Consider the following 12,415-nt stretch of genomic DNA (forward strand, 5'->3'; position numbering starts at 1 on the left):
TTCTTCATTAGGTGAATGGGTTGAAATTAAAAGTGTCTCATTTAAAAAAAGTAAAGAATTTTTATTTTGATTAAACTTTATGTTTTCTCCAAATATTCTCTGATATTCTTTTATTGGAGCTTTTGGTGCATGAGAAAATTCTACTTTATAAGGACTAATGTCATGCTTTTTATTTACTCTAGCAATTTGTTTTCCAAGATGGATAATGGACGAAAAATGAAATTCAATTAAATGATAACTAGCTGGATGTTCATAAGTGAAATCAAGCTTATAGTGAACAATATTTCCTTTGCAAAATAATTTACTTTCGAAACATTCATTCATTAAATATCTATAAAAATCAATTAACTTAAGTGCTTTATAGAGGTTTTGGCTATTCATAAGAATATGACTTATCATCCCATAGTCGGTTAAATGACTATTAATCCCTATACTCAAACCAAGGGCCTCATCTTTAATTAATACTGCTGCTTTTTCCCAAAAATCTAAAACATCCTTTAAAGGAAGTTTTGGGGTTTCGTCACCTTTATTACTCATTTTATTAATTACAGAACAATCCATACCTTTTCCAGTAACAAAGCGCTCAGCTATTTTTACATACAACATTGAGGCTAGAGGGATTCTTCGGTTTATAAAAGTGTTCTTTTTCTTTGTATTTTCCATTTTATAAAGCTATCGAATTATAAGTTGTGATCTTGAGCATACCTTAAATACAATTAATATTTATCACAGACCTACAACAAAAAAACAACATTTACGTAACAAAAAAATAACAATCCTATTAAGATAATTCTCTCTTAAATGATTTAATAGCCTTTTACGGCTTTTTTAATTCAACATCATAACCACTTTTCCTTTAGTCAGCGTGTCCAACTCCCGTTCCATTTTGTGGTTTTCATTCATATGTCAAAAAGCAGGGCATTTTCTTAGTTTGTAAGCTAGAAAATTATTACAATTTTCTAGCTTACATATTTAAAAATAATGAGCTCAATGAACAACCACTTGAGCTCAATTGATAATAGAACCGCCCAACACAAGTGATAAAGTAACAATTATTTCAATAACTTAAAGACAATAGAAATAAAAAACACTTAGGTTGGCTCTATAAATCCAACAATTAAACATAAATTCATAAACTAATAAGAGAGTACAAATGAAAATATCATTTATTCAAAGTATTGCAGCATGTAGTGTATTACTTGCAACGCAGGCGTGGTCTGGCTCAGGATCCACTACAAACGATTTAATGAATTTACTTTCAAACAAAAAAGCATCACATGATGCACCTTCTGAAATAAATGCGTCATGTGATGCTGTTGAAGATATTGTAACCGCACCATCAGGAGCCTCTAAGCATTGGCTAGTCTTTAACGATGTTAATCTATTAGCTGAACCATTTAAGTTTAGCAAGACACTGGCAAGAATTATTGATAGTGCTAACTCAAATACTAATACGTCAAATGTAGAATTAGTCGCCTCTCTTGTTGATACTTTATCATTAACATCAGCTACAAATCCGGAGTCTATTTCTGGCACTAACTTTGAGGTTCCAGTGAACCCAAGAGCCCTTGAATCTCAAATGTCTCCTCAAGCGATAGTTGATGAGTGGTTCCCCGTTGGAGTCTTTAATCGATTTGACACTGCGCCAGCCGACGGAAGCCATTGCGGAGAGTATAGAATTGTTTATGCAAATCCTGGTCGCAACGCAAGCGACCCAAGTTTACAAACCGGAGCTGGCCGTTTCTTTACCATTTTTGAATCAGCACTTCCCAATCCACGTCCAGAACAAGGCATTGAAGGCTGTACCTCAGTGGCAAATTTTTGGGTATCTTTGGCTTCCTCAGACTTAACCGATGTTGAACGTGTCACTATGCTAGAGGAATTCTTTTATCAGGGACTGAGCACTCAGGGGGCTGATGGTTCGCCTGTAACATTAGCGCCTGTAGTTGACTTTGCACACTACAATGCCCCCTTGGGCCAAGTAAGAACAAACCAGTTTCTTGATTTTCGTTGGCAGTTAAGGGAGTTTAGAACTGCGGTTAGTTCAACAGATCAGGTTAATTTTGAAGTTGAGACGGTGAAAGATAATGCATTAACAGAATTCTATGACCAGCAGGCCCCTTTTAACTTAGAAACGAGTGGTCCGGTAAGTAATATTAATCTATTCAACACACTAAGATCTGATTTCCAGACAACCTTTATTACTGATTTACTACCACAGTTAATATCAAATGATGCAACTGCCGCAACAAGCCGAGCTTTAATCAATCAGATCGGCATGTCGGTTCCAAACCGTTTTAATGAATTTCAAAGTGATGCACAGGACTCTAGTGATAATATCAATCGAAATACCGGAATTAGTCTAAGAAATAATATTACTAATACTTTAACGAACTTGGGTTCAAATATAACTCAACAGCAACTTTTAGCCAGGGCAGAAGCCACTAGTTGTGGTGGTTGTCACCAATTTTCAAATGGTACTTCTATTGGTACTGACAGTACAGGACAATCAATCAACTGGCCAAACAGCGCAGGTTTCGTTCACATCACCGAACAAGGAAATCTATCACCGGCGTTAACCGATGTTTTTTTACCTCAACGAGAAGAGGTGTTGACTAACTTTGTCTGTGAGCATGTTTCTCAGCCAAAACCGCCAACTTCGGCTCTTGAAAATGGTGTTACAATATCTGGAATAACGGGTACAGCAGCAGAGGAAGTAAGATTTACCTTGGAAGTACCTGAGCAAGCATCTGGGTTACAGTTTATTATAACTGGTGGCTCTGGGGATGCTGATTTATATGTGAAATTTGAAACACCGCCTACCGAAGTGCAATCTTCAGTACCAGCTACTGCTCTCGAATGTGTTCCATTTATCGGTGGAAATTCTGAAACATGTACTATGACCTCAGCTCAAGCTGGAACTTATCACGTAATGGTACGAGGCTTTTCTAACTTTTCAGATGTAAGTTTAACCGGGCTATTCGTTGAAGCACCAATAACAAGCAACATTTTAGAAAATGGTGTTGCGAAGTCTGAATTAACCGGTACGACAACTGAAGAATTAAGGTTCACCTTGGAAGTACCTGAAGGTGCTACAGGGTTAGAGTTCAGTATTAATGGTGGCTCTGGGGATGCTGATTTATATGTGAAATTTGAGACCCCTCCTACACAAGTACAAGCTGCTGTACCAGCTACTAGCCTTGAATGTGTTCCGTTTAGAGGCGGAAATGTCGAAACTTGTACTATGCCCTCCGCCCAAAATGGAACTTATCATGTAATGGTACGAGGTTTTGCTGATTTTTCAGCTGTAAATTTAACAGGAAGCTTCACGATTCCATAACCAAGTACAGCTATAGATATTGCACAAAACGCAATGGTTTTTGTTAAGGCTCTACAGATTTTTACAATAAATATCTGTAGAGCCTATTTAATTAAGCCGCTTTTACTAACACTTCAAAATGATGTGTAGTTTCAAAAAAATGTGTAACTTCAAAAAGATAAATAGTTGAAAAAGCAATCAGGTACGCCCACATAACGTACCGTGAAATATCAAATAATATCTACAGTCACCCTCTAGCCTAGCAATCAATAAACTTCTAAAAAACAACTTCCCTCTTAGCTTCCTAGACTCTTGAGTAAAGCTAACTTATTGGAAGATTATTCCTTTATATAAGTAGCGTGTTAACGGCAAATGACTTCTTCTTTTTAATCATTGTTGAATATGCTTGTTTTTCATTAATGTAGCATTTCAACATCGATACATTTACCTGCCTAGTTAGCTTTGTCTGACTTGAATTTTATCGGCATTTATTACTGGTTTATTTGTAAATAATATTTCCCCGCATAGTGTAAAAATGAACCTAATAGTTAATTATTTGAGCTACATAGATAAAAGGATAATAATCTTTAGATGCTAAAATTAGCACTGTCGAATCAGTCTAAGGAACCGTAATTGTTGTTGTAAGAAAGTGCCTATTTTTGAAAAATGTTATTAACACCATCTTTTTCAGTCCTCACTGGAAGTGCTTAATTTTATAAAACTCAATTATGCATATTAACAAATTAAACCTTACCTGATATTGACATCATTATAATAATTTTATGTATAGGGAATAAGATGTTTAAAAAAAATAAATTTAAAATGCTAGCTACTTACACTTCTTTTAGTTGTTTACTTTTTTCAGCTGTTAATATTAATGTTGTACTCGCACACGATACCCACACTAACGAACAACAAGTGACAGATGGTAATCTTTTACCTCAATTATGGAGTGCTGCACAACAAGTTGAAGATGTTATAAAAATAAATGGCACCTTTATGGTTCATTGGGACGCAAAATCTAAAATCACAAAGTTTTATTTAATTGATGAAAATCAAAAAGAAATAACATTAAAATTTCAAGAAGAAATTACCATGAATTTTTGGGGTTTTAAATATCGTCCTGTCACCCTTGAAGGTAAATGGGAAACGACAAACGACACTAATGGAGCCAAGACCTTCATAAGCACACGTATTGAATCAACAGACGAAGCGACTATTAGCATGATGGATATTACTGACCATGCTGAAAATGATAAAGTTTGGGCTGAGGTTTCAGGTTATTATGAAGGGCTGAAAAGCGCAATGCCAATAGCGTTGTTAGAGCCTGCCAAGGATATACAGGTTACTCAATTACAAAACATAGAGCAAAGTTCAACCCTTGGTAGATGGGGGCCTATACTTCCGTGGCCTCATGTACCTGTTGCCGGTGGTAATTTACCCGATGGAAGAATACTTACTTTCTCTTCTAATCGTATTGACTCCTTTAATCAAGAGCTTCCTCAACACACTACTATGGCACAAACATGGGATTATAAAACTGGTGCTTTTATCGATGTTCCAAACCGTGAACACGATATGTTTTGTGGTGGTATGGTTAGTCTAAATAACGGTGATTTGCTGATCAACGGTGGCGGTGGTTATAACAACCAGTCGAGTTTGTTTGATCATAAAACTAATACATGGAGCGATGCTGGGGATATGACTTATGGCCGGTTCTATCCAACAACAATTAGCATGCCTAATGATTCAGTGTTAACAGCTTTAGGCAGGTTTAGAGAGCCTCTACCTGAGCTATGGGAACAGAGTAATGGATGGAAAGTAATGCCTGATCTTGACTTGTTTGAGGCTATTTTAAGTCATCAATATAAAAATAGGTGTGACAATGATCCAAACAATGAGTGTGGAAATGATACAGACCCAGGAAATAAATATAAGGAATCTCGTTGGTGGCCTTTATTCAATTTAGCCCCTAACGGCAAAATATTTCACTCAGGCCCAACACCTACAATGCATTACCTAGATGTAACAGGAGATGGAACAGTTCAGCAAGTAGGTTCATTACAAACCGACTGGTATCCTAAAAATGGGGTAACTATTATGTATGGTGAGGGTAAATTACTAACGGCTGGAGGATATAAAGCAGAAACAGATAGTAGCAGTACAAATAAAGCGAAGATTATTGATATTACTGAGGAAGAGCCTGTAATAAAAAATGTTGCCCCTATGGCTTTTGCTAGGAAGTTCCATAACAGTGTTGTACTCCCTACAGGAAAAGTTTTAGTTATTGGTGGTAATGTATCAGGTCAAAGGTTCAGTGATGAATCTGCGGTGCTCACACCTGAAGTTTTTGATCCCGTTACGGAAACATGGGCTAATATGGCTGATATGGCTGTGCCAAGAACCTATCATTCCATGGCTCTGTTACTTCCAGATGGCACAGTGTTTTCTGGTGGAGGCGGTTTATGTGACGACGATAAGAATTGCGCCAACAATCACCTTGATGCTGAAATTTATTCCCCTCCTTATTTATTTAATACAGATGGCTCACTTGCTACTAGGCCTATTATTGAAATGGCACCGGAGCAAATAACTAATAATATGACATTTGAAGTTGATGCCTCTGATAATATTGTAAAATTTACAATGATCAGGTTCTCAATGCAAACACATCAACAAAATACTAGTCTTCGCTTAGTTAACGTTGACTTTAATGAGTTAGCTAATGGTAAATATCATTTATCAGCACACCAAAACAAAAATGTACTGACTCCAGGTCTTTATATGCTCTTTGCTATTGATGACGAAGGTGTACCTTCAGTATCTAAAACCATAAAGGTTAGTATGCCAAAAGCTAGTATTTTCCCAATAATCTCACCTGGTGAAACGCTATCAATTGAAGCTGAATCAGCTAATTCACAACCTTTGTTTACACCATTTGAAGTAATCAATGATAATGATGCATCCAATGGCAATTATATTGTTTGGCCACATACTGATAACCATCAACAAGTTGCTATTCCTGATGAACAAGCACAAGGACTAGCAAGTTATACTTTTAATTTGACTCAAACTGCTCCAGTTGCATTATCTATTACAATGAGAACACCGCAGGGGAATCAAGATGACTCTTTTTATTACCGCATAGATGACGGTGCATGGGCGACACAAAATAATTGGCAAACACTTGGAGAATGGAAATCTCGCTTAATAACGACGTTTATAGACCTCCCTGCCGGTGAGCATACTTTGTTCATTGCTCGAAGAGAAAATGGCACTGAAATAGATAAAATCACATTGATGGCTCAATAAACATCAGGGTATTGCATGGGGTCACTAAGAAAGTGACTTCATGCAATTCAATAATATGAAATATGAGGTAAAATATAATTATTGGAAACTAAATCTTTTCATAAGGATATTATTATTTTAGTTAATTGCACGAGCGAAAACACTTGCAGTTAAATAAATAACTTAAGAGAGCAACTAAGTCCGACACACAGCTAAAATTAAAGTTTAGCCCTTTCTCTCATAAATCGAGAAATTCAACTGATAAACATTTTTGTCATCAGCTGCGCGTAATTCACTACTTATTTTTTGCCAGCTAGCATCATCATAATTGGGGAACTGGGTATCGCCGTCAATATCAGCTTTAATATGAGTGACATATAATCGGTCCGCTTTAGGTAAACAATGCACATAAATTGCCCCGCCGCCAATAACCATAATCTCGTCAACCGCGTCACTACCATCAGAGCCATCAACTAAGGCCAATGCTTGCTCAACTGAAGTAACAGTATCGACACTATCAGCACCCTTACCTTGTGGTTTGTAGTTTTCATCACGAGATATAATAATATTGCGTCGCCCTGGTAAGGCTCTACCAATGGATTCAAAGGTTTTCCGCCCCATAATAATAGGCTTACCCAAGGTCACTTTCTTAAAATAGGCTAAATCGGCTGGCAAGTGCCATGGCATAGTATTATCTTTACCAATAATATTGTTATCAGCAGTGGCAACGATCATAGATAAAATGGTCATATGAAATTCTCAAAAATATTTTTCGGTATTATCGCTAGTAAAAATCTTAAAAAAAAGCACTGCTTTAACTAAATAAACCAGTGCTTATAATATAAATGACTGTGATTAAAACCTATTGGCGATATTCTACTTCAACATCGTAGTCATCTTCATCCCAATCATCATCGTCTAAGTCGTCATCTGAGCTATGAGCAGCGATAGTTTCTTCATGATAATTATCCCATTTAAACTCGATCGTTTTACCATCAATGACTTCTTCCTCTTCAGGAGGTAACGCTTCGATAAAGCTCATCACTTTGTATGAGAGCTCTTTAGTACCGGTGCGATTAAATGCGGAGATACTATGCACCTCTCCTTTCCAATCAAGACCAGCTAAAATAGCATCAGTAATTTCTTTAGCTTCTTCTTCTAATACTAAATCAAGTTTATTAAAGACAACCCAACGAGGTTTGCCAGCAAGCTTTTCATTATGCTGCTCTAACTCGCTGATAATTACTTTAGCATTTTCTAAAGGGTCTGAGCCATCAACAGGCATAATATCAATGACGTGTAATAATATACGACAACGCTCAAGATGTTTTAAGAATTGTGTTCCTAAACCCGCACCGTCAGCCGCTCCTTCTATAATTCCCGGGATATCGGCAATCACAAAACTACGTTGAGTATCTAAACGCACCACACCTAAATTAGGTACTAGGGTGGTAAATGGATAATCAGCCACTTTTGGTGTCGCTGCTGAAACACTACGAATTAAAGTGGATTTACCCGCATTTGGTAGACCTAGCAGTCCGACATCGGCAAGTAATAATAACTCGAGTTTAAGGTTACGAATTTCACCCGGCGTACCATCAGTTCTTTGGCGAGGTGTACGGTTGGTACTACTTTTAAAGCGTAAGTTACCTAAACCATGCCAACCACCCTTAGCAACAAGCATTTTTTGGCCTTTATAGGTTAAATCACCTATTTGCTCACCGGTATCTTGATCGACGGCGCGTGTACCAACGGGTACTTTAAGCACTAAATCATCTGAGCCTTTACCCGTACAATTTTGCGGTTGACCATTTTGGCCACGCTTAGCACGATGAAAACGTTCAAAACGGTAATCGATTAATGTGTTCAAGCCTTCATCAGCAAGAAGGTAAACATCGCCGCCATCGCCGCCATCACCACCATTAGGGCCGCCAAACTCAATAAATTTTTCTTTACGGAAACTGACACAGCCGTTGCCGCCATCACCCGCTTCAACTCTGATCTCAACTTCATCAACAAATTTCATGGAATCTCATAACCCTAATGTGATAGTGCTTTTACTTTATAGTGCTAGTATAAACTATTTTTGACTGACTAAAAATTAATACCTACTCAGTCAAAAAAAAACTAAAAAAAAACCTCGCTAGAAGCGAGGTTTTTATAAATCTAAGTTCTTATTAGTCAGCAATAATGCTAACGAACTTACGACTCTTTGGACCTTTCACTTCAAATTGTACTTTACCGTCAGATAAAGCAAATAAAGTATGATCTTTACCGATACCCATGTTGCTACCAGCGTGGAAACGAGTACCACGTTGACGAACAATAATGTTACCAGCTAAAACAGATTCACCACCAAAGCGTTTCACACCTAGGCGTTTTGCTTCTGAATCGCGACCATTTCGTGTACTACCTGCAGCTTTCTTATGTGCCATGTTAAATGCTCCTAATTAGCCGTTAATACCAGTAATTTTCACTTCAGTGAACCATTGACGATGGCCCGCTTGTTTACGTGAATGCTTACGACGTTTAAATTTAACAATAGTAACTTTATCAGCGCGAGCTTGAGTAACAACCTCTGCAACAACTTTACCACCAGCAACGTAAGGCGCGCCTACATTGATGTTATCGCCATTTGCGATCATTAAAACGTTATCAAATTCTACTGTTGCGCCTACTTCAAGCTCTAGCTTTTCTAGACGAACTGTTTGTCCTTCGGTTACACGATGCTGTTTACCACCGCTTTGGAATACCGCGTACATAGCTACTCCGTACTGCGTCATCAAATGTGTGACGCTAATTTTAAAAATATAGGGCGCGAATTCTACGCGAAGAATATAACTAGGGCAAGTATAAATACGATCATTTATTAACTTTATTGAGCTTTTATGCTTTTTATTTGCTTTTATTCTATGAATTAGAACAAAGCGACTAGAAAGCTAGTTTTGCTTAAAATTTAGTGTAAACTTTGACTCATCAACTAATTAAATGTTTTTGATTACTATTCAATCAAAAATAACTAATCGAAATAGCTAAAGAAAGCAGCATGGGCAATACAGTAAATATTAAAACAATACAGACATTAGCACAAAATGATATGACAGCAGTTAATGATCTTATCTACGATCAATTACAATCTGATGTCGCATTAATTAATCAACTCGGTATATATATTGTTAACGGTGGCGGTAAACGTATGCGCCCTATGTTAACCGTTCTCGCGGCTAGGGCATTAGCTTATCATGGTAAACAACATTTAGAAATTGCCGCTATTATTGAGTTTATTCATACGGCAACTTTATTACATGATGATGTTGTAGATGAATCAAATATGCGCCGCGGCAGAGAAACCGCCAATGCTTTATTTGGTAACAGTGCCAGCGTGTTAGTAGGTGACTTCCTTTACACCCGTTCATTTCAAATGATGACCAAACTGGGTGATATGCGCATAATGGATATTTTATCTGATGCCACGAATATTGTCGCTGAAGGTGAAGTATTACAATTAATGAACTGCAACGATGCTTCCACGACTGAAGAAAGTTATATGCAGGTCATTTACTGTAAAACAGCCAAATTATTTGAAGCCGCAACACGCCTTGCTGCAGTAATATCTAAACAAGACGAAAAAATAGAACAAGCCATGGCTGATTATGGCATGTACCTTGGTACTGCTTTTCAGTTAGTAGATGATATTATGGATTATACTGCTGACGCCAAAGAGATGGGAAAAAATGTCGGTGATGACCTTGCTGAAGGAAAACCTACTCTGCCACTACTTTATGCCATGAAACACGGTGATGAAGCTCAGAAGAAGCTAATTAAAGAGGCTATTGAACTGGGCAATGGTATGGATAACCTTGAGCTGATCCTTAAAGCTATGGAAGACACAGGCTCTTTGCGCTATACCCAGCAGCAAGCGGAGATTGAAGCAGACAAAGCAATCAAAGCACTCGAAGTTATTGCTGACAGTGAACAAAAGCAGGCACTAATCGCTTTGGCACATATCGCCGCTAACCGTAGTCATTAACCTAAAGCATTAATTTAATGCATCAGCCTCAAAAGTCAGAAACTAAAAAGCCCTGTTATCAATGATAACAGGGCTTTTTTAATGTTGATTTATGGTGACTTAGCTAGCCATAAAATCAACACCTTCTTTAATATCTTTCTTCAACGTAGCAAGCATATCTTCTTTGGCTTTTTGTTCAAAAGCACTTAACTCACCGTATGCTAAAATTTCTTTAACGCCATTTACACCTAAACGTACTGGTTGTGCGAAGAATTGTGCATCTTCACCGTTACCTTCAACGTAAGCGTAATCTACAACATCTTCACCTTGTAGGCCTTTTACTAAAGACATACAAAAACGTGCCGCTGCAGCGCCCATAGATAATGTTGCAGAGCCGCCACCAGCTTTGGCTTCAACAACTTCAGTACCGGCATTTTGGATACGAGGCGTAAGCGTAGCAACTTCTTCATCTGAGAAAGTAGTGCCTTCAACTTGTGAAAGTAATGGTAAAATAGTTGTGCCTGAGTGACCACCAATTACTGGTACTTTAACGGTAGCAACATCTAAGCCTTTAAGTTCAGCCACAAATGCTTCAGAACGGATAACATCTAATGTAGTCACACCGAAAAGACGAGCTGCATCATAAGTACCCGCTTTTTTGAATACTTCAGCAACAATTGGCACAGTGCCGTTAACTGGGTTAGTGATTACACCTACTAGCGCTTTAGGACAATTTTCAGCAATGCCTTCTGCCAATACTTTAATAATTCCAGCATTTACGTTGAATAAATCTGCACGGTCCATGCCTGGCTTACGTGGCATACCTGCTGGAATCAAAACAATATCAGCACCTGTTAACGCACTGCTTAGGTCATCACGACCAAAACCTGCAACTTTAACATCTGTTGGGATGTGTGATAAATCTACGGCAACACCCGGAACAACAGGGGCAACATCATATAAAGATAACTCAGAACCTGCTGGTAATTGAGTTTTTAATAATAATGATAATGCTTGACCAATACCGCCTGCGGCGCCTAAAACAGCTACTTTCATGTGATTTCTCCGAAATTAAGTGAGGTTTATTTCTTGTACAATGATTTATTAAAATATTATTCGAGTAAATACGTTAATTTTTTGCTGGGCAAAAGATATAGTATAAGCAACTAAAAAACAATTGATATAACCTTATACTCGATATTAACTTCCAGTATGATGATACGATAACGTATAATAGCGTTAAACATATTGATTACAAACGCCACTTTAGTCTACTACAGGGTTACTTACGCATGATGAGCGCTTTACAAAAACAAGAAGCACTAGTACAAGCATTTAAAGGTTTATTAAAACAAGAACAGTTTGGCTCTCAAGGGGAAATCGTTGATGCATTAAAAGCCAATGGTTTTGAAAATATCAGTCAATCAAAAATCTCTCGCATGCTAAGTAAATATGGCGCAGTTAGAACTCGTAATGCTCGCCAAGAAATGGTTTATTGTTTACCCGCAGAATTAGGCGTACCCACAGCACAAAGCCCGCTCAAACAATTGGTATTAGAAATAGAACACAATGAAGTAATGATCATTGTGCAAACTAGTCCTGGCGCAGCCCAGTTAATCGCTCGCCTGTTAGATAGTTTAAGTAAAAGTGATGGTGTACTTGGTACTATTGCCGGCGATGATACTATTTTTATTGCTCCGACAGATGTGAGTAAAATAAACGATACCATCAAAAAATTAGAGCAACTATTCTCTAAGAATTTAAGCTAAAATCTTAAACATAAATTCAGTCGAGCA

At 37.5% G+C, this 12,415-nt stretch carries 10 protein-coding genes; 4 read left to right on the forward strand and 6 right to left on the reverse strand.

Annotated elements, in window-relative coordinates:
* Window positions 1–663: AraC family transcriptional regulator ligand-binding domain-containing protein (locus GAB14E_RS11020; RefSeq protein WP_033082484.1), on the reverse strand; the 663-nt coding region annotated here is incomplete at its 3' end.
* Between the two features lie 490 nt (window positions 664–1,153).
* Here GAB14E_RS11020 and GAB14E_RS25540 point away from each other — a divergent pair.
* A complete protein-coding gene (locus GAB14E_RS25540; RefSeq protein WP_033082485.1) occupies window positions 1,154–3,340 on the forward strand; it encodes a PPC domain-containing protein in 2,187 nt (728 codons plus the stop codon).
* Window positions 3,341–4,117: 777 nt separating this feature from the next.
* Window positions 4,118–6,631: a galactose oxidase-like domain-containing protein gene (locus GAB14E_RS11010; RefSeq protein ID WP_033082486.1), complete on the forward strand. Its 2,514-nt coding sequence runs from the start codon at window positions 4,118–4,120 to the stop codon at window positions 6,629–6,631.
* 204 nt (window positions 6,632–6,835) lie between these two features.
* Here the strand turns inward: GAB14E_RS11010 and folA are convergent, their stop codons facing one another.
* The 4 genes from folA to rplU all read right to left on the reverse strand — a co-directional run bounded on the left by folA (window position 6,836) and on the right by rplU (window position 9,372).
* A complete protein-coding gene (folA, locus tag GAB14E_RS11005; RefSeq protein WP_033082487.1) occupies window positions 6,836–7,360 on the reverse strand; it encodes a type 3 dihydrofolate reductase in 525 nt (174 codons plus the stop codon).
* A gap of 112 nt (window positions 7,361–7,472) precedes the next feature.
* Window positions 7,473–8,636: an Obg family GTPase CgtA gene (gene cgtA / locus GAB14E_RS11000; RefSeq protein ID WP_033082488.1), complete on the reverse strand. Its 1,164-nt coding sequence runs from the start codon at window positions 8,634–8,636 to the stop codon at window positions 7,473–7,475.
* A gap of 151 nt (window positions 8,637–8,787) precedes the next feature.
* Window positions 8,788–9,045: a 50S ribosomal protein L27 gene (rpmA, locus tag GAB14E_RS10995; RefSeq protein ID WP_011045240.1), complete on the reverse strand. Its 258-nt coding sequence runs from the start codon at window positions 9,043–9,045 to the stop codon at window positions 8,788–8,790.
* 15 nt (window positions 9,046–9,060) lie between these two features.
* Entirely contained in the window at window positions 9,061–9,372 is a 312-nt protein-coding gene (rplU, locus tag GAB14E_RS10990) for a 50S ribosomal protein L21 (protein WP_033082489.1), read from the reverse strand.
* Between the two features lie 284 nt (window positions 9,373–9,656).
* On the opposite strand from rplU, the gene ispB reads away from it, so the two are divergent.
* Window positions 9,657–10,640 (forward strand): octaprenyl diphosphate synthase, encoded by a 984-nt coding sequence (gene ispB, locus GAB14E_RS10985; RefSeq protein WP_033082490.1) that lies wholly within the window; start codon window positions 9,657–9,659, stop codon window positions 10,638–10,640.
* 99 nt (window positions 10,641–10,739) lie between these two features.
* On the opposite strand, the gene mdh is transcribed toward ispB, so the two are convergent.
* Complete coding sequence (gene mdh / locus GAB14E_RS10980; RefSeq protein ID WP_033082491.1) at window positions 10,740–11,675, reverse strand: malate dehydrogenase; 936 nt, start codon at window positions 11,673–11,675, stop codon at window positions 10,740–10,742.
* A 239-nt stretch (window positions 11,676–11,914) separates the two neighbouring features.
* Here mdh and argR point away from each other — a divergent pair, with 239 nt between their 5' ends.
* Window positions 11,915–12,388, forward strand: coding sequence for a transcriptional regulator ArgR (argR, locus tag GAB14E_RS10975; protein WP_033082554.1), 474 nt, complete (start codon window positions 11,915–11,917; stop codon window positions 12,386–12,388).
* Window positions 12,389–12,415: the final 27 nt, after the last annotated feature.

Source organism: Colwellia psychrerythraea, assembly GCF_000764185.1.
GTDB classification, from domain to species: domain Bacteria; phylum Pseudomonadota; class Gammaproteobacteria; order Enterobacterales; family Alteromonadaceae; genus Colwellia; species Colwellia psychrerythraea_B.